The sequence below is a fragment of the Okeania sp. SIO1H4 genome (genome assembly GCF_010672695.1).
GTDB classification, from domain to species: domain Bacteria; phylum Cyanobacteriota; class Cyanobacteriia; order Cyanobacteriales; family Microcoleaceae; genus Okeania; species Okeania hirsuta.
Genome location: NZ_JAAHGB010000008.1, coordinates 106,699 through 129,825, shown reverse-complemented (window position 1 = coordinate 129,825; position 23,127 = coordinate 106,699). Strand labels below are relative to the sequence as shown.

The 23,127-nt window shown below is 37.7% G+C and carries 19 protein-coding genes; 6 read left to right on the top strand and 13 right to left on the bottom strand.

Annotated elements, in window-relative coordinates; genetic code table 11:
- Nucleotides 1-252: 252 nt before the first annotated feature.
- Both F6K06_RS09745 and F6K06_RS09740 read right to left on the bottom strand, forming a co-directional pair.
- A complete protein-coding gene (locus F6K06_RS09745) occupies nucleotides 253-2,382 on the bottom strand; it encodes an NHLP family bacteriocin export ABC transporter peptidase/permease/ATPase subunit (protein WP_375340270.1) in 2,130 nt (709 codons plus the stop codon).
- A 413-nt stretch (nucleotides 2,383-2,795) separates the two neighbouring features.
- Complete coding sequence (locus tag F6K06_RS09740; RefSeq protein WP_275670372.1) at nucleotides 2,796-3,068, bottom strand: response regulator; 273 nt, start codon at nucleotides 3,066-3,068, stop codon at nucleotides 2,796-2,798.
- 871 nt (nucleotides 3,069-3,939) lie between these two features.
- Here F6K06_RS09740 and F6K06_RS09735 point away from each other — a divergent pair.
- Nucleotides 3,940-4,407 carry a peroxiredoxin gene (locus F6K06_RS09735; protein WP_124144988.1) on the top strand — a complete coding sequence of 156 codons (468 nt, stop codon included), beginning with the start codon at nucleotides 3,940-3,942 and terminating at the stop codon, nucleotides 4,405-4,407.
- A gap of 296 nt (nucleotides 4,408-4,703) precedes the next feature.
- On the opposite strand, the gene hpf is transcribed toward F6K06_RS09735, so the two are convergent.
- Complete coding sequence (gene hpf / locus F6K06_RS09730) at nucleotides 4,704-5,348, bottom strand: ribosome hibernation-promoting factor, HPF/YfiA family (protein ID WP_124144984.1); 645 nt, start codon at nucleotides 5,346-5,348, stop codon at nucleotides 4,704-4,706.
- Between the two features lie 264 nt (nucleotides 5,349-5,612).
- Between hpf and lipB the strand changes: the two genes are divergently transcribed.
- Complete coding sequence (gene lipB / locus F6K06_RS09725; protein ID WP_124144983.1) at nucleotides 5,613-6,287, top strand: lipoyl(octanoyl) transferase LipB; 675 nt, start codon at nucleotides 5,613-5,615, stop codon at nucleotides 6,285-6,287.
- Between the two features lie 164 nt (nucleotides 6,288-6,451).
- Here lipB and F6K06_RS09720 read toward each other — a convergent pair whose 3' ends face one another.
- The 3 genes from F6K06_RS09720 to F6K06_RS09710 all read right to left on the bottom strand — a co-directional run bounded on the left by F6K06_RS09720 (nucleotide 6,452) and on the right by F6K06_RS09710 (nucleotide 10,174).
- On the bottom strand, nucleotides 6,452-6,958 hold the full coding sequence (locus F6K06_RS09720) for a single-stranded DNA-binding protein (protein WP_124144982.1): 507 nt from the start codon (nucleotides 6,956-6,958) through the stop codon (nucleotides 6,452-6,454).
- A 539-nt stretch (nucleotides 6,959-7,497) separates the two neighbouring features.
- Complete coding sequence (locus F6K06_RS09715; protein WP_192901120.1) at nucleotides 7,498-7,653, bottom strand: hypothetical protein; 156 nt, start codon at nucleotides 7,651-7,653, stop codon at nucleotides 7,498-7,500.
- Complete coding sequence (locus F6K06_RS09710; protein WP_124144981.1) at nucleotides 7,646-10,174, bottom strand: mannose-1-phosphate guanyltransferase; 2,529 nt, start codon at nucleotides 10,172-10,174, stop codon at nucleotides 7,646-7,648. The genes F6K06_RS09715 and F6K06_RS09710 overlap by 8 nt, the downstream gene beginning before the upstream one ends.
- A gap of 947 nt (nucleotides 10,175-11,121) precedes the next feature.
- Between F6K06_RS09710 and F6K06_RS09705 the strand changes: the two genes are divergently transcribed.
- The 3 genes from F6K06_RS09705 to hemB all read left to right on the top strand — a co-directional run bounded on the left by F6K06_RS09705 (nucleotide 11,122) and on the right by hemB (nucleotide 13,532).
- Nucleotides 11,122-11,322, top strand: a complete 201-nt coding sequence (locus tag F6K06_RS09705; RefSeq protein ID WP_124144980.1) for a hypothetical protein — start codon at nucleotides 11,122-11,124, stop codon at nucleotides 11,320-11,322.
- 8 nt (nucleotides 11,323-11,330) lie between these two features.
- Nucleotides 11,331-12,068, top strand: a complete 738-nt coding sequence (locus F6K06_RS09700) for a class I SAM-dependent methyltransferase (protein ID WP_124144979.1) — start codon at nucleotides 11,331-11,333, stop codon at nucleotides 12,066-12,068.
- A gap of 459 nt (nucleotides 12,069-12,527) precedes the next feature.
- On the top strand, nucleotides 12,528-13,532 hold the full coding sequence (hemB, locus tag F6K06_RS09695; protein WP_124143651.1) for a porphobilinogen synthase: 1,005 nt from the start codon (nucleotides 12,528-12,530) through the stop codon (nucleotides 13,530-13,532).
- A 320-nt stretch (nucleotides 13,533-13,852) separates the two neighbouring features.
- On the opposite strand, the gene F6K06_RS09690 is transcribed toward hemB, so the two are convergent.
- The 3 genes from F6K06_RS09690 to chlP form a co-directional block, all read right to left on the bottom strand.
- Nucleotides 13,853-14,476, bottom strand: a complete 624-nt coding sequence (locus tag F6K06_RS09690; protein WP_124143652.1) for a DUF938 domain-containing protein — start codon at nucleotides 14,474-14,476, stop codon at nucleotides 13,853-13,855.
- Between the two features lie 37 nt (nucleotides 14,477-14,513).
- Nucleotides 14,514-14,636 (bottom strand): hypothetical protein, encoded by a 123-nt coding sequence (locus F6K06_RS09685; RefSeq protein WP_275670299.1) that lies wholly within the window; start codon nucleotides 14,634-14,636, stop codon nucleotides 14,514-14,516.
- Between the two features lie 624 nt (nucleotides 14,637-15,260).
- Nucleotides 15,261-16,481 (bottom strand): geranylgeranyl reductase, encoded by a 1,221-nt coding sequence (chlP, locus tag F6K06_RS09680; RefSeq protein ID WP_124143653.1) that lies wholly within the window; start codon nucleotides 16,479-16,481, stop codon nucleotides 15,261-15,263.
- 414 nt (nucleotides 16,482-16,895) lie between these two features.
- On the opposite strand from chlP, the gene yidD reads away from it, so the two are divergent.
- Nucleotides 16,896-17,306, top strand: a complete 411-nt coding sequence (yidD, locus tag F6K06_RS09675) for a membrane protein insertion efficiency factor YidD (RefSeq protein ID WP_287240098.1) — start codon at nucleotides 16,896-16,898, stop codon at nucleotides 17,304-17,306.
- A 272-nt stretch (nucleotides 17,307-17,578) separates the two neighbouring features.
- Here the strand turns inward: yidD and F6K06_RS09670 are convergent, their stop codons facing one another.
- The 4 genes from F6K06_RS09670 to holA form a co-directional block, all read right to left on the bottom strand.
- Nucleotides 17,579-17,848 (bottom strand): hypothetical protein, encoded by a 270-nt coding sequence (locus F6K06_RS09670; protein ID WP_124155039.1) that lies wholly within the window; start codon nucleotides 17,846-17,848, stop codon nucleotides 17,579-17,581.
- The gene (gene dusB, locus F6K06_RS09665; protein WP_124155040.1) at nucleotides 17,848-18,864 is read right to left on the bottom strand and encodes a tRNA dihydrouridine synthase DusB; all 1,017 of its coding nucleotides are present in this window, start codon (nucleotides 18,862-18,864) and stop codon (nucleotides 17,848-17,850) included. Before dusB ends, F6K06_RS09670 begins: the two co-directional genes overlap by 1 nt.
- A gap of 643 nt (nucleotides 18,865-19,507) precedes the next feature.
- Nucleotides 19,508-20,488, bottom strand: coding sequence for a hypothetical protein (locus F6K06_RS09660; protein WP_287245199.1), 981 nt, complete (start codon nucleotides 20,486-20,488; stop codon nucleotides 19,508-19,510).
- A 1,610-nt stretch (nucleotides 20,489-22,098) separates the two neighbouring features.
- Nucleotides 22,099-23,100, bottom strand: a complete 1,002-nt coding sequence (holA, locus tag F6K06_RS09655; protein ID WP_287240036.1) for a DNA polymerase III subunit delta — start codon at nucleotides 23,098-23,100, stop codon at nucleotides 22,099-22,101.
- Nucleotides 23,101-23,127: the final 27 nt, after the last annotated feature.

Here is a 23,127-nt window from a genome sequence, read left to right as displayed (position 1 = left end):
ATTTGATATTTTTGATAGAATTGGATTGTGGATTAATCAATTGCTAGAATGATTAATTAATGGTTATTTTTAGTCAAAATCTAAACCAATTTTTGGCAATATCATTCCATAATGTGCAACCCCTATTATTTTTGATTAAACTAGAATTTACGCAAAATCAGAGCGTTATACGCACTTCTGTGATATAATGTGCGTTGCAAAACAGCCTGTAAGTATGTCTATCCGTAAGTCATGATGATATCATTTCTCTCATTACCCCTCAGAACTAATCAACTCCCGATACACTCCCTCTTCCTGCAACATTTCCTCATGAGTACCGCGCTGCACCACCTCGCCATTTTCCAAGACAATAATCTCATCGCAATCACGAATGGTACTCAACCGATGCGCCACAATAATACAACTACACCCCCGACTCTGCAAATTATCAACAATCATTTTCTCTGTTTCCGCATCCAAAGCACTCGTTGCCTCATCCATTACTAATATTGTGGGATTATTTACCAAAGCACGAGCAATTTCTAACCTCTGTCTTTGACCCCCACTTAAGTTTGCTCCTCCCTCCAATAACTCACCATCGTATCCACCAGGAAATGCCATCACTGCTTCATGGATAACGGCATCTTGACAAGCTTTCATCAGTTGAGTCGTTGATATTGTCGGGTTCCACAAAGTTAAATTATCGCGCACCGTGCCACCAAATAAAAATATTTCTTGTTCCACCATCGACAGAGAATGAGTTAATACTGTGGGCGAAATATTCTCTCTGGGAACACCATCAAACAAAATTTCTCCCTCCCACGGTTGATACAAACCACAGATTAATTTGGCGATCGTCGATTTTCCCGAACCACTACCACCAACTAATGCTATTTTTTGCCCTGGTTGCAACGACAAATTAAAATCTATGACTAAAGGTGGATCTACCTGTGAATAGCCAAATGTAATATTCCTTAATTCTACATAACCCTTGAGTTTTGATTCTTCAAATACTTGCTCTTTTTCCCCTTCAGCTTTTTCCCCTTCAGCTTCTTCCTGGGTCTCATTACTCAATACATCATCAAGTCGATTCAAATCTCCTTCTAATTCCTGGAGAGTGCTGCTAAAACCAAGCAAAGTATTTACAGGTTCCTGAAAATTTAACATCAAACTCTGAAATGCTACCAACATTCCAATACTCAGTTCCCCTTCCATGACTCGCAAACCACCTACGACTAATACCAATACTGATGTTAGGGATGATAAAAATGTTGGTAAAATCTCTAAAGCTTGATTTGTCACTTCCAACTGTTGTTGAGTATTCACAGTTTTCGCATAATATCCAGACCACCGAGAAAAAAAGTCTGACTCCAGCGCCGATGCTTTTAGGGTTTCCATACTTTGCAACCCCGCAATACTTGCCCCCGCAAGTTTACCTTCGTCTTGTACTAACCGCATATTGGCATCTACCCGTTGCCGAGATACCCACTGCAAGGCCAAGATATTTACCGCAGCAAAGCTAATTCCGATTAAAGTTAGTACGTGGTCGTAGGCAAACATCACCAACCCATAAAATACTATCATCACTGTATCAATAACTGTAGTTGCTAACTGACCGGAAAGCACCTGGGCAACTTCATTATTGATATTGACGCGATCGCTAATTTCTCCAGCATATCTTTGAGCATAAAATCCTACTGGTAGTCGCAGAACATGCCACATAAACTGACTAGACATGCCTACAGATAATTTAATCATTAATTTTCTCAGGTAGCGTAGTCGCAATAAAGTCAGTAAAGTTTGTAATATCATGGCGATCGTCATTCCCAAAACTAGGGGACGCAACCAGTTAGTACGATTTTCCACAAGAATATTATCAACAAATATCTGGCTAAATACTGGTACTGTCAAACCGGGAATTACTAGCAGAAAGCCTGCTATTATACAATAAATTATTGCGCCTAAAGATGGTCGGAGTCTTTGATATAATAATGGGATGATGCTTGGTTTACGACCACTTTTTTCAAATTCATCTCCGGGTTCGATAGTGAGGATAACTCCGGTAAAGCCTTCATCAAATTCATCCCAGGAAACTTTGCGAGGTCCGGTAGCAGGGTCGTTGAGGAAAACTTGATGTTTGTTAAATCCTTCTACGACTAAGAAATGATTAAATTCCCAAAATACAATGTAGGGGGGAGATATTTCGTCAAGTTGATCGAGGGTTTCTGCTTTGAAACCATTTGCTTCCATTCCGTAATTTCTGGCAGCACCAACTATTTTAGATGCTTTGCTGCCATCGCGGGAAACTCCACATTCTTGTCGGAGTTTGGCAAGAGGTACAATGCGACCGTGGTAAGCGAGGATGATACTGAGGGCAGCAGCACCACATTCAACGGCTTCCATCTGAATAATTGTAGGGGTTTTGACTCTTTTTTTTTCATTTGACTTAGAAAGAAGAAGTAATATTATGTCCGGTTGAATAGTTATAAATAATGAGGGATCACTCAGGAGTCAGGAGTCAACCCACCCCTCGCCCCTCCCCCTCCCAGGAGGGTAACTCAGGAGTTAGGAGGGAAGAGTAGAAGAAAGTTTTTTGATTACTAATTATCCGTTAGCGCAGCTCCCCTGGAAGGGGGCACATGATATAAGGGTAGTCCTAAAGATGTCAGGATATTAGTTCTTACATCCCTTTAATGATCGGAAGGTAGACTAGAAAAATTATTACTTGTTTACCACTACCGATATAAGAAGCAGTACTATAAATAGCTACAAACTTAATTTGATTACTCTATTTAAACATCCGATCGTTACTCAAGTTATAATACGGATTTTAACTGGTCAATTTTCACTGGTTTAGAAATATAATTATTCATTCCTGAATTTAAACAAATTTGGCGATCTTCTTCCATTGCATTTGCAGTCATAGCGATAATATAAGGTTTTTGGCTATCTGGAAAATGTTGACGAATCCAACAAGTAGCTTCTACCCCACTCATTTGTGGCATTTCCATATCCATTAAGATAATATCATAGGATTTACAAGGACTAAAAAGGGGGAAAGAATACTTCTTTTGATTAGAGAATAGCAAAAAATAAATTATTCAATTTTTGGACTACCCCTACTCCCTTAAATTCAGTGCAATGAAATATTTTTTGACTCGGAAGTCCCTTACTTATTAAACTAACATAATAGTAATTAATCGACTCAAATTGAAAACGCAAAGCAAGTGATCGCCAATTAAATCTGAAGAATAGTAAACTTCTATCTAGGGTTTGCTGAAAAAGTCTTTTTGTAGGGGGTAGGAGGACTGAGTCAGGAGGAATAATTGTCTGATATTTGTCTCTCTAGGTTTGCTGAAAATTTGATCATTTTCAGCTTTTTGGAACGAAAAACTTGCATTTTTTCCGTAAAAAGGCTAAATTTATTACAAATAAAGGCTTTTTAGAGTTATATCATGTACCCTTGAATACTTATACTTTGGTGGAAAGAAGGCAGAGGGCAAAAGGCCTTTATGTTCAAGGGTTTCTTCCAATTGTGACTTAATTCTATACACAAACGATGCTACCGGACATGATATTAATCAGCAAATCCTATCTATTCTATAATTACTTATTATCTCCCCTTAATTAGGGATAGAACTTCGTTCCGTGCTCCGCGTTACATGTCGCATTTGCGTTTTGCTGGCGCACAACTGCGTTAACGCTGCGCGACATTTTTCCCCAGCATGACCTTAGCGCAGCTCCGACCCAGGAGATAGGATGCGTTGTGCGCCAGCTAAACAAAAAACTTTCTCCGATCTTTCTTTGTCTTCTTTCCTTCTCGTTCCCTGTCTTGAACGCAATTTTTCCTTCTTCCCTCTTCCTTCTTCTATAATTTTCCTAATCCTAATAATGTACGCTAATATAACAAAAAGTTAACATTATATGTATGTCCAAAAAAAATGGACTCAAAACTTAAATATGGCAGTTAAAGTAGGAGATCGAGCACCCAATTTTACCTTACCATCCCAAGACGAAACCCCAGTTTCTCTATCTAACTTCCATGGTAAGAAAAATGTTGTCGTTTATTTTTATCCCAAAGACGACACACCTGGATGCATTAAAGAAGCTTGTGCATTTCGAGATAAATATCAAGTCTTTACAGATGCTGGTGCTGAAGTGATTGGTATTAGTGGAGACTCTCAACAGTCTCACAAACAATTTGCTAGCAAGTATAATTTACCCTTTACTCTTTTAAGCGATACTAGCAACAAAGTCAGAGAATTATATGGTGTTCCTGCTACACTTTGGATACTGCCGGGTAGAGTTACTTACGTCATAGACAAAGAAGGAATTATCCGTCATATCTTTGACTCTATGCTCAATTTTGAAGCTCACGTTGAAGAAGCTTTAAAAACATTAAAAGCAATACCTGCCTCAAGAAGCTAGAAGGCTTTCATCAGAGACTTACGCAAAATTCTCTATTATCCCATAACCGCAGTTTAGGGCGCATTGCAACGCACCCTGCAATTAGAATTTTTGCGTAAGCTCTAATTGTTAAAATGAATCACTCAGAGATTAGTGAATATACCAAAGAACAAGTTGCTTAGGACATAGACTGATGATGAACCTCAGATAGGAAAATTTTTTCCCCCTGTTCCCTATTCCCTATTCCCTATTCCCTATTCCCTATTCCCTATTCCCTATTCCCTATTCCCTGCTATAACTCCAATTCTGATATCATTCTAAACCTGAGCAGATTCAATACCTGCTACTTCATCAGTATTATGAGCTGCCTTCCCATTGCTACTATGACCATTAGTAGGTCGTGGTTGAATTAAACCATAACCACCATGATGATAACGTTTGTAGATCACATTAATTTCGCCTGTTGCAGCATTGGAAAACATATAGAAATCATGATCGATAAATTGTAGCTGCTCTAGTGCTTCTTCTACCGTCATCGGAGACATAGCAAAATATTTCGTCCGTACTACTTCACTAGGTAGCTCCGGTTGGCGATCGCCAATCAAATCCTGCTCTACTGGTTGTGATTCAATCATCTCAACAGTTTTAGCTTTACTCACCTTGGATTGACGCTTTTCTTTATACTTTCTTAATTGGCGTGCAATTTTATCTGCTACTAAGTCAATACTAGCATACAAATTCTCGCTACTTTCTTGGGCACGAATGACTGTACCGTTAGCGTAGATAGTTACTTCTGCTGTCTGCTTAGGATTTATCCGTGGGTTTCGAGCTACTGACAGATGTACATCTACCTCTGTAGTGAGTTGTTGAAAATGGCTAACTGCTTTTTCAATTTTTTGATTAACATACTCGTGAATGGAATCGGTTATTTCTATATTCTTACCCTGGATAACAAGCTTCATAAGCTCCCTCCGCTAATGTTTGGGATTTACTATTTAGAGTAGCACTTTGTATTCTCCCTAACATCCTATCTTTAAAATCCTTTGCATCCCTTGACATTTCTTGATTTTTTTTGCTTGAATTTAGCTAAATTTACAAGGGTAAATTTACCCTTGATTGTTTGGATAATTCACAGTACCCAAACTGACTCCTAACTACTCTAGCTATATAACTCAACTATTAGATATTGGTATTTCATCACATTGTCCACTTCAAAACTCTCTAACATGCTTTCTCAAGATAATCCCAAGTTACCTCCCCCTTGCCATTTAATTTGTCCAGGATTAATCAGTTACTCAGTGGCCTGGGAATGGCAACAATCACTTGTCCAACAACGTCGTAATTGTCCAGAATTGACTGATGTCCTAATATTATTAGAACATCCACCAGTTTATACTTTAGGACAAGGGGCCACATTAGATTTTCTCAAATTCGATCCCAGTCAAAATGAATATGAACTTTACCGAGTGGAGCGAGGTGGGGAAGTTACATATCATTGCCCCGGCCAACTGGTGGGTTATCCTATTCTCAATTTACGACGTTATCAGCAGGACTTACATTGGTATCTACGACAACTAGAAGAAGTATTGTTACAAGTGTTAGATGTCTATGGTCTCGATGGTGAAAGATATCCAGGTTTAACAGGGGTTTGGTTAGAGGGAAGAAAAATAGCAGCTATGGGGATTAAAGTTAGTCGTTGGATAACTATGCACGGTTTTGCTCTAAATGTTTGTCCAGATTTAGTTGGTTTTCACAGAATTGTACCTTGTGGTATTTCTGATAAATCTGTAGGTAGTCTGGCAGAGTTTATTCCTGGTATTACTATAGATGAAGTCCTTCCTCAAGTAGCTGCTGCTTTTACTAAAGTATTTGGAGTCGAGTTAATTTGCTATTCGAGTTAATTTGCTATTAATTTTAAAAAGTGTTTCGGTCTATAATGCGGAGCAAACAGCTTATCGGCAAGGGGATGCGCGACCCCTCCTCAAATTAAACGACAAGCTAGAAGTCGGGGATTTAAACCCAAGCTTTCGTGCTGAAAGCTGAGTGCTGAAATGTTGATAGCTAGTTAAAAAGGTATAGGATCAGAGTCGTCTGGAGGTGATTTCTCTTCTGGTATATTTGGTTTTGATTCTTCGTTGAAAGTAGAGCTACGACGAGACTTTAAATCTACAACATTATTATAGTTTTGCTCTTGTGGTTGTGTCTGAGTTACAGTTCTTTTACTAGGTTGATTTTTGGATGTTTGACTATCATCTTGAGTCATAGCTTCAGGACTAACAGGATATATTCTGGAAGCTGTTAATTCAGCTCGTTTTTCTTTAAAACCTTCTGGTCGTTCAATAGTATTCATATTCAAGCGACCTTCCACAATTACAACATCTCCTTCGTGGTATTGTTGACTAACTTGTTGAGCTAAATCTCTCCATGCTACTACTTTTAGTACAGCAGGTTTTTTTTCTACTCCTAAATTAGAAAATTCCACCATCATTTCTGCTACTGGTAATTGAGCATCTGCTGTGTAGCGAAGTTCTGGATCTTTGATAATTTGTACCATCAATATACAGCTATTCATTTTAATTTTTAACTATGACTAATTGAACAAAGTAAAAAGTAATAAGTAAAAAAATTGTAGGGGCGGGTTTAACCGAAAGCTTTGACTTAAGCACAATGAGTTCTAATAACCCGCCCTCTAATATTGAGTTTATTTCTGCTCACCTATCTTAACTTATAATCCCCTTCAAATATTGAGTTTATTTCTGCTCACCTATCTTAATTATAATCCCCTTCAAATTAGCAAAAAAAAGGAAAACAAAAACAAGATAATTATAGCAATCTTATTTTAGTTTAGAAATATTGTAGATTTTAGGAAACAGGGAACAGATATGGGAGAAACACTGAAGCAATAAAACTATCACAAACGATTTAGGATTGCTATAGTAATCGAAGGAAAGGTGAGAATATATCAAAAGCTTAAAGTTCAGACAAAGCCATATTTTCCCTTCTTCTTTCTTCCTGATAATTAATTATAGTAATCGAAGGAAAGGTGAGAACATATCAAAAGCTGAAAACTCAGACAACGCCAGATTTTCCCTTCTTCTTTCTTCCTGATAATTAATTATAGTAATCGAAGGAAAGGTGAGAACATATCAAAAGCTGAAAACTCAGACAACGCCATATTTTCCCTTCTGCCTTCTGCCTTCTGCCTTCTGCCTTCTGCCTTCTTCCTTCTTCCTTCTTCCTTCTTCCTTCTGCCATACTATCAACCATTTAGTTTCTTCCCAGTCATAAATAAATTCACAAAATCATTAATTGTATTGCGGTAATCCCTCAAAGTTTTATCAACCCAATCTCGATCGTTACTATCTGCATAAATATGTACTAAGGGTTCTCCAGCATCCGGTAAAACTAATACCCAATTATCATTTTGATGATTAATAATCTTTACTCCATCAGTTAATTCTAATTTTTCTGGAGAATTAGTTTCTACTAAATACCGCATTAACGCTCCTTTCACTTTCCAAGGACAACGTACTTTATAGGAACGATGAGTAACAGCAGGAATATCCGCACTGATTTGTCCTAAAGAGCGCTCTTGAATAGTCAACATTTCTATTACTTTAGCGATACAAAACATTGCATCAAAACCAGGATGTAATTTAGGAAAAATAAATCCCATATCACCACTCCCACCTAATACCACATTATGATTAATTTGACAAGCCTCCATTAATGCCGTGGGATTTGCTTTTGTCCGAATCACATGACTATCGTGACGACGAGCAATTTGCTCTACTGCCGCAGAAGCATTTATTGGTACTACTACCGAACTGCGCGGATGAGCGGTTAACATTAAATTGACCATTAGTGCAGTTAACATTTCACCACGAATAGCAGAACCAGTTTCATCTACTAATATTAATTGTTCTCCATTTGCTGTTACTTGAACTCCTACATTTGCTTGTAAAGCTTCTACCACCCGACCTAATTGGTCTAATAAACTCTCTTTTTCTTCTTGCCCTAAAGAAGTCTCTTTTAAGCTCGCATTTAAAACTACAGCATCACAACCAAATTTAGCTAATAATTGTGGTAATACTGCTCCAGAAACACCATAACAATAATCAATTACTACTTTAGATTTACTATAGCGAATTGCCTCAGAATTAAGCAGATTTTCAAAGCCTTTGCTATAAGCATCTAATACTTCATGGCGATAAACCACATTGCCAATTTCTGGAATTTGTACTCGCCGTAAATCTTCTTTAAAATATGCTCCCTCTATCTTTTTTTCCTTCGCTTTAGAAAGATTAATTCCTTGAGAATCAAAGATTTCAATTAATATTTGGTCTGAGCGGTTAGGAGAAAGACGTACATGAATACCACCTACAAGATTCATAGTTGGTAAAATTGTTCTGGCAATAGGAATTGCAGTAGATTCTAAATTTATTACGTTCACTCCAACTGACATTAAACCAGCAATTAAAGACCGAGAAACCATCCGAGATATACTGCGTTGGTCGCGAGAAGCTGATATTGTTGAACCAGGTTTTAAAGTAGAACCATAAGCTGCTCCTAACTTCACCGCAAATTCTGGAGTAATATCTATATTTGCTAATCCCTGCACCCCTCGTTGTCCAAACAAATTTCTCTTAGCAGTTGTTCCCCAAATCAAATTAATATTCAGGGTAGCTCCAGATTCTACTTTTTTACTAGGCCATACTCTAACATTGGGACTAATTTGAGCCTCTTCTCCTACAGTAGATAATGAACCAACCACAGCACCTTCTAATACCTGAGCACGACGGTCTATCCGCGCACCTCGACAAATTACACAAGCTCTTAAATTTGCATCCTCTCCCACCAGTGCTCCATTCCAAATAATTGGCCGCTTCACATCAGCATCTGCACCAATTGTCACATTATCTCCAATCACACTACCTGCTTCAATCTGCACTCTTGGGCCAATTCTACAGTTATCTCCGATTAAAGCTGGTGTCTCAACTTTAGCTGTCCGGTCAATATAAGTATTTTCTCCTGTCCAAAGTCCGGGCGATCGCTCTTGATAAGCAAAATCAAGTTTTACTGTATGTTGAAGTGCATCATATTGAGCTTCCCGATAGGCATCTAAATGTCCGACATCACACCAATAACCTTCTGCTATATAGCCATACATTGGCTCATTTTTATCTAACAATAAAGGAAATAATTCTTTCGAGAAATCACTTTCTTGATTATCTGGTAGATAGTTTAAAATTTCTGGCTCTAAAATATAGGTTCCTGTATTAACAGTATCAGAAAATATTTCGCTGCTAGAAGGTTTTTCTAGAAACTTTTTTATCCTCTGTTTTTCATCTGTAATTACTACTCCAAAATCAATAGGATTAGGTACACGAGTTAGTACTAAAGTGGCTTTTGAATTATTTTTTTTATGAAATTCTATAGCTGTAGTTAAATCAAAATCTGTAATTGTATCTCCACTAATTACCAAGAAAGTTTCATCGAGAAGTTCAGCAATATTTTTCACACAACCAGCAGTTCCTAGAGGTTGTTCTTCCTCTATAGCATAAGTCATTTGTACTCCAAATTGACTGCCATCTTGGAAATATTCACGCATTACATCAGGCAAATAATGTAAAGTAGCAATAATTTCCCTAATTTGATGTTTTTTTAATAAATTAATAATATGTTCGGCTATTGGGCGATTTAAAATTGGTACCATTGGTTTTGGAAGATCGCAGGTCAGTGGTCTGAGTCGTGTTCCGGAACCTCCTGCCATTAATACTGCACGCATAATTCCTCCTTTGTTATTGATTTTGTCTTGCTATATATCATTCATTCATACTAATTGACACTCCTTTGATCTGATTGTGTCAGATAACAAACAATGGGTCAAAACTAATTATTTCCTCTACAGGTATTGTTTGAAAAATAAACAATACTGTCATTAAAATTTTATTTATTTACTTTGACAAAATTTTTGTTTAAATTTTTTATCTAAAATTTTACTTCAATTTTTTTTTCAAAATCAATCAAACTCCAGGAATAATCATAAATTTTAGACATAGCAATCATTATAAAAATTAAATTTTTCCCTGATTTTTTATGACTTTTCTATTCCTCAATTCCTATTAGGGGAATAGCTGTAGAAAAATTTTGTGAAAATATTATCTAATTTTAATTATGTAATCATTAAGTATATATAGTGTTTTTATTTAAGATGTAAATCTAATTTGAGATTTTTATAATAAAAATAGTTTGTCGGTCGTTCGCCTTACATCCTTGTTTTTGCTACTATTTAATTCTTTTTTTCCTCCTTTAGTATTTCCTCCATACCTTTTTCATAGCAATTGGTCTCCACATCCCAGATAAAAACGCTATAGGTCAAATTAATCTAGAAAATGATTGTTTAGAAAAAATATAAGTTAGGCAATTTTTTCCACCTCGTCTGAAATTTTGTACCTCAGTTTTATATTTTTTTACCGAAAAATTGTGGGTATGCGCCTCCCTTTTTAAGGGGATAATAAAGAAAAATTTTCATGATTAGTCAATCCTATCCGTTTTCAAGGAGAGGTAATTATTAATTATTAATTATTAATTGTTGAAACCCACCTACTTACCTATATTACCTATATTGGTTATAATAATATGATGAATATTAAACCTAAAGTCCAATTAAAATTAATTACATAATTATATTGGGCTACACTTGAAAAATTGACCTTTTAAGAGTTTTGTGCCATGAGTACGTTAATTGGCCTGTTATTACTGGTTGTATATGGAGGTGGAATCTGGAAATTCTGGAATGGGTTTGAACAGACGAACTTTTCCAAGAACTTTCAGAATCGTTTGATATTATCTATATTGTGGCCTGTTTTATTAATTGGTAACAAATCTTACCGTAAGAACTTTACAAAAGCTCTGAAAGGTTCTAGACGATAGAGAAATAAATGTCCAAAAAAAAGTCTGCCTTGTCCTCAGATGGGGACCAATCTTCCTGGTTCGCTCAAAAAAATTTAGATAATTGGCATACTCAAATCATCGCAGTACAGAGTCGCTTTGATCGAGATTACCGAGGAGAGTCTTTTGAGTTACCCTCGGAAATTGAAGCAATGCCAATATTTCATGATTATGCCTCCGGTAATCTCACAGCAAAAATAGTTTCACCTTTTTGGGAAATAGCTAAACCTAAGAAAAATCAAAAATGTTTGGATATTGGTTGTGGAGTGAGTTTTTTAATTTACCCTTGGCGTGATTGGGAAGCTTTTTTTTATGGTCAAGAAATTAGTACCATTGCCAGAGATAATCTTAATCACCGAGGCTCTCAACTAAATTATAAACTATTTAAAGGAGTAGAATTAGGACCTGCTCACCAATTAAATTATCAAGCAAATGAGTTTGACTTAGCGATCGCTACAGGCTTTAGTTGTTATTATCCCATAGATTATTGGGAAGAAGTACTTAAGGAAGTAAAACGCATTCTTAAACCTGAAAATAACTTTGTTTTTGATGTGCTTAACCCAGAACAACCATTAGCAGAAAATTGGGCAATTTTAGAAACTTATTTAGGAGCAGAAGTATTTTTGGAACCTTTAGAAAATTGGGAAAAAATGATCGACGCTATGGGCGGAAAAATAGTAAGGCGACAACCTGGAGAATTATTTCAAATGTATAAAATCAAATTTTAATTAGTTAAGAAGTTTGAATGGGAGATTGCTAGTGCAGGATGGCAGAAATAAGTGACCAGTAGAAGCAATGCCTTCTTCCTGAGATAGAATACTCAGAAGTGTGATCGCGATCGTAAAATAAATGGTCAATAGCCAAGCTAAAAATGATCGGCATTNTATAATAGGGGACTTGTAACATCCAACGAAACCTCTAACATCCACACAAGTGAACAAGATTTTTACGAGCGTTGTCAATTGGTCGGTGCAGCATTTGTAGCCGGCATCAAGAATATGCAAAATCTGTGGTAATTAAGATAATTAGTAGAGACGTTGCATTAGGGTGGTGTAGGGACGTTTCACTGCGTAACATGAAACGCATTTTTATTATGCAACGTCCCTACAAGATTTTGCTATTGACTAGATGTCAATTTCTGATTATTATTAATGACTATCAATTATATTAGGTTAAGTAATCTACCCATGACAGAAACAAATTTGTCCACAGAATTTCCTGGCGTACAGCGTCCCCGTCGTCTCCGCCGCACTCCTGCTTTGCGACGTATGGTTGAGGAAACCCAGTTGACGGTCAATGATTTAATTTATCCATTGTTTGTGATGGAAGGAGAAGGGCAAAAAGTCGAGGTTGTTTCGATGCCAGGAAGTTATCGCTATACTCTAGATTTACTGCTCAAAGAAATAGAGGATGCTTATAATTTAGGAATTAATGCGATCGCTTTATTCCCCCTAGTTGAGGAAGCTAAAAAAGACAATGTTGGTACCGAAAGTTACAACCCAGATGGGTTAATACAAAGAACTGTAAAGGCAATTAAACAAACAATACCAGATATTGTCGTCATTACTGATGTAGCTCTCGACCCCTATTCCAGCGAAGGTCACGACGGTATTGTGGGGGAAAATGGAGTCATTCTCAACGACTCTACTGTAGAAGTTTTGGTCAAACAAGCACTATCCCAGGCTGAAGCAGGTGCTGATATTGTTGCTCCTTCAGATATGATGGATGGGCGTATTGGAGCAATTCGCAAAGCTCTGGATGCTGCGGAATACTTCGATGTGGGAATACTTGCCTACTCTGCTAAATATGCCTCAGCTTATTATGGCCCGTTTCGCGATGCTTTGGATTCTGCGCCAAAATTTGGGGACAAAAAGACTTATCAAATGAACCCTGCTAATGCTAGGGAAGCCATCAAAGAAGTAGCTTTGGATATTGCCGAAGGTGCAGATATGGTGATGGTCAAGCCGGCGCTTGCTTATTTAGATATTATTTGTGAGGTAAAAAAGACAACAAATCTACCTGTAGCTGCTTATAACGTGAGTGGGGAATATGCCATGATTAAAGCTGCTGGTCAGAAGGGTTGGATAGATGAAAAAAAGGTGATGTTGGAAACTTTAACGAGCATGAAACGAGCTGGTGCGGATTTAATTTTGACTTATTTTGCCAAGGAAGTTGCGTTAATTTTGAAATAGGCAATGATGATAATAGTGGGGAATTGGAACAAGAATAGGAACCCACATTCCGCACTTCAAAATGTGATATCATGTCTGGTTGAATACTTATGAATAAACGACGTAGGAGTCAGGAGGGAAGAAAGAAGAAGGAAAAAGCAAGAAAAGGATAACGTTTTTTGATCGCTAATTATCCAGACATGATATAACCTCAAAAAAAGTCGCAGTGCAACACAAAAAAAAGACCGATAGAAATAGATATGTGTTGGGTTTATCCTAACGGATAAGCTGGCACTAACTTTCCTCAACGCAATCTACGCAAACCCATTTTCTCAATGATATTAGTTTTTATGAAAAATCACAGACAAATTATTTGCAGGCATTTCTACCACCTCCACAAACCTTAACCCCTCCTTCTCCGCTACTGCGATAACATCTTCTAAATTTCTCACTCCCCACTCAGGATCTTGAGAACGCAAAGACTCATCAAAACTCTGGTTACTTGGTGTAGTATGTTCCCCACCTTGTTTGTATGGACCGTACAAATACAGCACCCCGTCCTTTGGCAACAAACGTCCCGCACCTGCCATTAACCCCAGACAAGTTGACCAGGGACTAATATGAATCATATTAATATTGACAATAGCAGCAATCTCAGTACCCTCTTTTTCCACCGCCCAAACCGACTCTCGTACATCAATATCAAGAGGAGAATGCAGATTATCTGACGGACTATGTTGTTGCCAAGCTACAATACTCTCCCGCAACATTGGGTTAGGGTCAGAAGGAAACCACTGACGAGGTTGCAGGTGGGGAGAAAAGAAAACAGAATGTTCTCCCGTACCACTAGCAATTTCTAAAATATTTCCCGTTGGAGGCAAAACTCGCTGTAGCACTTCCAAGATAAATGAGCGGTTGCGTTCAGTTGCCGGAGCATACTGCCGAGCATCGCTAAAAGATGTCATAAGATTGATTTTGGCTTTGGTGATTTGAGGTATGATATCATGTCCGGATAAGAGCGCGAACAAAAAACTTTCTCCTTCTACTACTCTTTGCTTCTTCTTTCTTCCCTCCTGACTCCTGACTCCTGACTCCTGACTCCTCAATAATTAAGATTAATATCATACACCCACTTCACCAACGCCGAAAACGGGACTGGCGCGATTCGAACGCGCGACCTAGCGCTTCAGATTTGTGTGAGTTTCCCCACTCTCTGGACTATCCCTTCACCATAGCTCTAAATAGCTTTAGGTGGTGGCCTAGTTTAAGCAGAATTTTATTTCTTCTTAAAACTCTAGTCTCTGCACCTTCTTCACCAATAATTAGGTAAAGCTTGGCTCAAGATTACCATATCTACAAATATATAGACTTAGGCTTCCTTGAATTTGACCACATTCACTCACGGAGTTTCCTCACATGGTGCCCGATACTTCAGGAGGCGCTTGCTCTATCCATCTGAGCCACAGCCCCATATTTTTTAGTAGTTAGTAGAATATATTTATTTAACTTGTATGCAAAATACTCTACATATTGATATTAAAATCCCGCAGCAATATTCCGCAGGACTTTAATATTAACTTAATTAAATTTGGACTTTAACATATCTAGTGCAGGATGGCAGAAATAACTGACCAGTTACAAAATCCTAAAACAATTACAAATCAAAAATTATTGACTGTCTTGAGTGCGTCTTACATTCTGAGGGGACCTCAGAATTACGCACTCGCTTTTAACTTCCGTGTAGCGGCACTAGGGTGCTAAAGCATTACCCCGGAGAAGACTACCAATAGTTTTAGCAGTAATCTTCATCTGAACTAAAGGATTAGCAGGTACGACAGTTTTGTACAAATAACTATCAAAAGTTAGCTTCTGCACATCCATATCAGCACACATTTCTACAAAAGCTTCGCGGGTAGCATCAGAACGATAGAATACTCTCTGTAAAATATCTAATACTTTATAAGTCATGCCATACTTCTTATCCCACCGCTTCAAATAAAGCTTTAAATCTGCTTCAGTGGGAATAGTCGCACCATTATTAGAAGTCTCCACAATAGTTTCAGCACACATCCGAGCAGACTTAGCCGCAAAATAAATACCTTCACCAGAAGACTTAGTTACAGTACCAGCAGCATCTCCCACTAGAGCAACTCTACCACGAACCCGACGAGGACGAGGATGTTCGGGAATTGGGTGAGCTTCTACCTTAATAATTTCTCCACCTTCCAGACGCTTTGCAGCACGAGCGCGAATACCTGCTTGTAACTGTTTAATTCTGGCCTGGTTAGGTTTCATTGTGCCAGTACCCACAGCAACGTGGTCATGTTTGGGGAATACCCAAGCATAGAAGTCTGGAGAAACATCATCACCCACATACATTTCTGCTAGGTCTTCATAATATGCCATGAGATGTTCTGGCAGACGAATACGCTCTTGGAAAGCGATCGCATAATTATAATCTCCAGCATCAATGGCCTTAGCTATACGGGAATTTGCCCCATCAGCTCCGATAACTAAATCTACCTTTAAGGTTTTAGCTGTGCCTTGGATTTCACCTTCTGAATGGTCAGAGTAATGAAGAGTGTAGGGGTCTCTATCATTAGTAGGAATATCCAGTTTATAAACCGTGCCATTAATTAGGTTAGCTCCGAGAGAAGCTGCCCGGTCTCTCAGGAAGCCATCTAAAACTTCCCGACGGCACATACCTATATATTCATCTTGTTTTTGTATATGGATATCCACCTCAACATTAGAGGGAGATATCATTTTCATATTTCTAACACGGCGATCAATAATTTCTGCTGGTAGGTCAAATTCACTAACCATGCACAGAGGAATAGCTCCACCGCAAGGTTTAGCATTATCTAGTTTACGTTCAAATAAATAAGTTTCAATACCTGCTTTTACTAAAGTCTCAGCAGCAGATGAACCTGCTGGGCCAGAACCAACAACAGCAACTCTCAGAGTCAAAGGTCTTCTCCCAATCTTTTTTTTATACTTACAAGTTGGGATGGTATCACGGACTTGGGTGTCGTAGTTGATTCTCTGAGGATATGTGAAGAAATTGCAACAGACCTTAATAATTTGATACTTTTTCTGAAAATGGACTTCTGTAATATTATCTTTGGTTGAATACTTAATAAAATAACTGTTGTGAGGAGTCAGGAGTCAGGAGTCAGGAGTCAGGAGGGAAGAAAGGAGGAAAGTAAAGATAATTTCAGTATTTCTTTGGTAATGTAGGTACTGTCAGTCCTTAAATTTTATTTATAATTGACCCGTCCGAACATGATTTTTTGATAAAAATAGGCAATAGAGGTACGTCTTGGGAAATGAGGGTTTAATTTTTGTAGTATAAATTGGCCTGAATTAATATCTTCATTTGTTATGAATAAAATTGCTGTTGCTTTGATTGACGGATATCAACAGTACATTTCGCCGAGAACAGGATTTTCTTGTGCCCATAGAATATTGTACAATGATGAATCTTGTTCTCATTATATTAAGCGTATGTTTATTGAGCAAGATTTTTCAGGAGCTATTCAAGCTGCACGTCAAAGGTTTAAAACTTGTTGTAAAGAGGCTAATCAAATTTTGAAGTTACAGGCAGTTAGTCTCGAAAAGAAATCCAAAAAAAAACAACCTTCTAAGTTCATTAATTGTTGCGGTGATGTAGCCGAAGAGAGCTGTGAGTCTGCTTTGCCAAACTGTAATTGTGATAGCTGTGATTTCCCAGAATTAGATTGTGGTAGCTGTGAATTAGATTGTAGCCCAGACTTTGGCAGTTGTGGTTCATAATCATCATCAGGCATCTCCAGAAAAGAGAGAACAGGGAACAGGGAACCAACCCCTAACCCCTCCCAGGAGGGAAATAATTGATAATTTATGGATAAGAATTGATTTTATTTTTAATTTTTGGAGATGTCTATAGGTATAGTCAGCAAATATCCAGTCTATTAGACATCTCCAGAAAAGAGGGAGTAGGGAGTAGGGAATAGGGGGAAAGAATTGATAATTTATGTAGAATAATTGATTTTATTTTTTATTATTGGAGATGTCTATTAGACATCTTATAACAAGGAACGAATTGGCGTTTGACATAAAATGCTGATGAACCTGAAACAGAGAAATGGTTCTCTTGCTGTTGCCTGTTGCCTGTTGCCTGTTCCCTGCTTTACTATAAATTTTCGGCGTTGGTAATTTGAGGTATGATGTCTTGCCCAGATAAGAGTACAAACAAAAAACTTTCTCCTTCTATTCCTCTTTATTCTTCTTTCTTTTCTCCTGACTCCTGACTCCTGACTCCTGACTCCTAAATAATTAAGATTAACATCATACACTAATTTACCAACGCCAAATTTTCAATTACTTTGTCAATCAAATCACAACCTTGTTCCACTGTTTCCACTTTTGCCAATTGACCCCGCAACTCCCCCGCTCCAGGAAAACCCTTAGCATACCAAGTCATGTGTTTGCGAGCTTGACGAATACCGCGATCGCCTTTATATTCCCATAGTGCTTGTAAATGTTCTTTAGCACATTCCAATTTTTCTACTGCAGTAGGCGCTACTTTTTCCACACCATTTTTCAAGAAATAATCAATTTCTCCCACCAAAAAAGGATAACCCAAAGTACCACGAGAACACATTACCCCATCAGCACCAGTTTCCTCCAAACAACGTATTGCAGCATCGACAGAAAAAATATCCCCATTAGCAATAACTGGAATAGAAAGTATTTCCTTAACTTTACCAATCCATTCCCATCTTGCTGGCCCATTATATCCTTGGGCACGAGTCCGACCATGTAAAGTTAACATTTGAGCACCAGCATCTTCCATTCTTTTAGCAAATTCAAGGATATTAATTTCTTGATTATTCCAACCAATTCTTGTTTTTACAGTAACAGGAACAGGTACGGCTTTTACGACTTTATTAACAATTTCTCCAGCTAATTCTGGCTGTCTTAATAATGAAGAACCACCGCCATTTTTGGTGATTTTATTAACAGGACAACCCATATTAATATCAACAGTATCCGCCCCTTCTTTTACAGCCATTTCTGCTGCTTCTGCTAAGAAGTCAGGGCGACAATCAAATAATTGAATACTAATTGGTCGCTCATTATTATCAACCTCCATTATTTGAGGTAATTCTTTCACATAATGTAACCCTGTAGCATTTACCATTTCAGTGTACATCATTGACTCTGGAGCATGACGACGTACTAGACGACGAAATACTAAATCTGTTACTCCTGATAATGGTGATTGAAGTACGCGACTTTTTACTTCAAAGTTGCCAATTTTGAGTGGAGTAGCTAATTTTTGTTTTAATTCAGCAGATAGAACAGTCATTTCAGTTATCAGTTATCAGTTATTAGTTATCAGTACCTCTGCAATAAGGAGGTTTGATATAAGGAATATTCTCTTTCTCTTGGTCGATTAGAGATGGCGAGGAGACCCGTTCTTGCAGACCCGCTCCGCTAACGCCATCTCTCGACCGCTTTTTTATCCCCTTAAAAGGGCGAGACTTGAGACCAAAGTTTTTTGGTCATAGTTAATTACAGATAATTTTTAAGATAATTAATTATATATATTATATTGATTCTGGAAATTGTGGTAAGTTAATTTTATCTATAACTTATCTGTGCCTACCCTCATAGCAGCTATAGAACGATAGAGATGGGGTTGGCTTGACCGTTAATGCCTGTGGATGAGTAACCGCCGACGGCCTCAGTAGAAGCAGGAAGTAAACATCAATTTGTTACGTTATGTGACGCTTTGTATCAGTTTTATGAAGCAGTTTCTGACATGATAAAAATCATCAGACATAACAAAAAGAATGCGATCGCATTCTTTTCCTAATCTCTAGTGCAGGATGGCAGAAATAACTAACCAGTTACAAAATCCTAAAAGCCTTATCAATCAATATTTTTGACTTTTGACTTTTGAATGCATGACTTCCGCGTAGCGGCACTAGCTATTCTATGAAAAAGGTCTAATTAGCAGCTCGAGCTGCTTTTTGGTTTGCTACATCTAGATAATTTTGATACTCGAGAACTTTTGTTTGTGCTGTTTGGTAGTTTGGATTAGACTCTGGCACTTCTTTCATCAGATCGACAGCTTTTTGCCAGTCATTAGCTACCGCATTCCATTCAGATTTTGTTTGAGCAGTCTGGGCTTTTTGAGCAGCACTTTGGGCACTTGTGACAGCAAAATACCAAGGGTCTGAAACAGTGGTTCCGGAATCATTTGTTTTTGGAGATGGTGAAGTTTCAGTATCTTCAGAAGATGTTTGTGGTTGAGATGAGTCAGGGTCATTAGTTTCAGTGTTTTCTGATTTTGACTCACTTAGGAAGGGTAAGGGAAATATTCCACCAAAGTGCAATGCAGCAAGAGTAGCTAGTGAGACTAACAAAAATAGTAGCAATATTCTCAGAATGAGAGGAGTTTTCTTTTTTTGAGCTTGAGGTTGCTGTGATATTTCCTCTTGATTTTCTTCATACTCAGTTTCTTCATACTCAGTTTCTTCGTCGTATTCTCCCTCCTGGTAATAATCTTCGTCTGTTTCAGTTTCGTAGTCAGCTTCAACTTCTTTTTGATCTAAGTGATCTATAGGTTGCTGAATATCTTCTAAGTCCGATCTTTCTTCTTCAAAGTCAGGTAGATCCGATGTTGGTGGGGTATCTAAAATAATTTTATCTTCCCAGACTGGTTGTTGAACGCCAGTCTGAATACCATACACTTTGACTGTGTGGATTGATTCAACTCCCAATTTAACGATTCCAGTTCTAATAAATTCAACAAGAGGAGCTTGTTGATTAGCAACTTGATCGGACTCGAGTGTAACTTCAAGACAATCATTGTCCCTAGTTACTTGGACGTTAATACCTTTTTTTTGTAGTGAGTGGTTAATAATTGAGGAGATAATTTTTGGATCTCCTTGTTTAGCAAGTTCCCGCAGATTATTTGATGCCATAAATAGCGCTCCTTTGGGCTGGAGGGCGAATAGTTGATTTACTTAAAATTATTTAATTATTATAGTGAATTACTAAAACCAAAACTTTTTGGCTCTGAACTTCTTGATTTACCGAAAACCTGGGTATAAAGCCTCCCCCTTTTAGGGGGACTTTGTGCTATGCTTAAGAAAGCGGAAGGTATTCAACCGCTCTAAAAACTTAACTACTAATTGTAGCGCACTAGCACCTTGAAAATTGCTGTCAGACCCCGCGTCGCCCTCAGGTGCAAGGGAATGCTGACCAAGAGAAGAGTTATGGGGTTTTCCATAGGAACGCTTATGCATGGAAAAGCTCTAAGCAACAAGTACAAGAGAACCAAAGTTTTTTTTGAGGTTTGAACTGTACCGTAGGGCATACGGGAACAGACTCTTGGAATAGAGTAAGCGCTTGGGAAGAGAACCATCTCTGGATTAGATTCCCCAAGGTATTTGATTTAAGTAGACTCGTTGTTGGCGTAGCCTTGCGGAACGCAAACCAAGAATTCTGGTTTCAGGAGAATCTCCGCACCTTTAGAGGTTGTTTGTAAAGAATTATGAAGTGTTTTTACCCCTGGCAAATTGGGTATTTCAGCCTATAAATCTGGGATAAATAACCGAGTTGTTAAAGTTTAAAGGTCAATCATTGTATATTACAAAACTTTACAAACAGTCTCTTAGATCGGAGAGTATATCAAAGAGTACTGCCTCCACTAAGTTAACTTAATTTTGGGTCTGACGTTCTCTCTAAAGATTTATCATTTTCTTTGTGGGTTTAATACCCCACCGTCAACGGGGGTGTTCACGCATTACTTGGGGGAGCGAATCCCCATGTAATTTTCCTCCTGTCTCCTGTCTCCTGTCTCCTGTCTCCTTCTTCAAACCTTAGTTTATAAATTCATCGACTTTACTCTATTAACTGCAATCTTATTACCACTAATTTTTAGCTCGTCCAGATTTTCCTCCACAACAAATTAAATTAATTTCTATAGGCTGACCAATCGCCGATGATTTCAGAATCAGAAAACCTACTACTTGGATTGTATATTAGCAGAAATTATCAATTGTTAACAATATCTAATAATTAAAAATTGCTTCTTATCTGTCTATACCTGTAGTTATATTTGTCTAAATCATATTATGATGCTTAATAGAAGCTCTAATTTTTTTACTTAGTGTCAATAAATTAGAAAACTTATGAATAGTTTAGCTGATTATGGGATGCGAATCCTATTAATTTTATAAATTTTTAAGAATAGTGATTTGAGGGGGCATTAAAGATTAAAAATTATGCTAGCGTTAATTGTTAAATATTTTCTAGGTTTTTTCCTGTTGGTAATTTAATAGCTTTAATATTTCCTGAATAAATATCTCCAACAATGATGATGGGGAGGGAAAACCTGAAAATAAACTATATGAATTTACTCAGACCAATGGGGGGTGTTTGAATTATCTTTTTATTTTGGGTTTAATACCCCGCACCTCATGAGCGGTGTTTACAATTGGTTGGGATTTGAGTCCCCATCCACCTCTTCCTTCTTCAAGGCCATAATAATTCCGATGTCCTAAATTTTGACTCCCAGCCGATAATAGTTCTACGATTTTTTACTGAAGATATTTTTCTGAGAAAACACCTGACAAAGTTCTATTACTTTAGTTTGTAGTGTAGATATTTGCTCTTTTCCTTGCTTGAGACTTACTTCTAGCTCTAGTAATAAAGGTAAGGTTTTCTGTAATTGATTTAAGGACAAAGAATTGACCTCTTGTCGTAAAAAATATATCCTTTTAGGGTTGCCTATTTCCGCAGCTTGAGCGATCGCTTTTTCATCTCGCTCCCCTGTCTCTATCATTAGTTTTACCCAAAACCATACTCTAAATTGGCCTACTAGAGTAGCCACTATTCGTAATGGATGTTCATTGTGGGCAATTAAATCTGCCACTAACTCCAAAGCTTTAACTGTATCACCTAAACGAATTGCTGTAGCTAACTTTAAACTACTTTGAGTCTGAGAACCGACTAGAGCAGTAATTACTTCTAAGTCCACTACAGAATCTCCAGATACATATAACTGTAATTTAGTCAACTCACTATGAAGTTGTCGGCGATCGTTACCTAAAGCTTCCGCTAAAAAAGTAACCCCACTAGAATTAAGCTTGACTCCTACTTCCTGAGCCATTTCTTTGACTTGCTGCTCCAATAATTCTGTTTTCCAAGGAGGAATAGGAGAGAAATCTTTAACTTCAGCCCATTTTTGGATCAATTTTGTGGACTTAAGTCTTTTATCAGGTTTATTGGACGTAGTCAACAATAAAACAGTAGTTTCAGGAATCTGAGGTAGAGTACTTTCCAAATTCTCCAATAGATTTTGTGAACAATGCTGAGTTATATTAGTATCGACTAGCCAGACAAAACGACTACCAGAACCAAAAGGAGGAGTCATGGCCTGATTCAATCCAGTTTGAACAGCATCTATTGCTGGCAAAATTTTGTCATAATTAAAGCTAGCCCAATTAGGATCGAGGACAGATTCACGCAAAACATTAACTGCTAGCATCATTGAATATTCATCCTCGCCAAAGTATAGGTAAATTGGCATAAGAAGCTATTTTTTGATAAGGGGCGA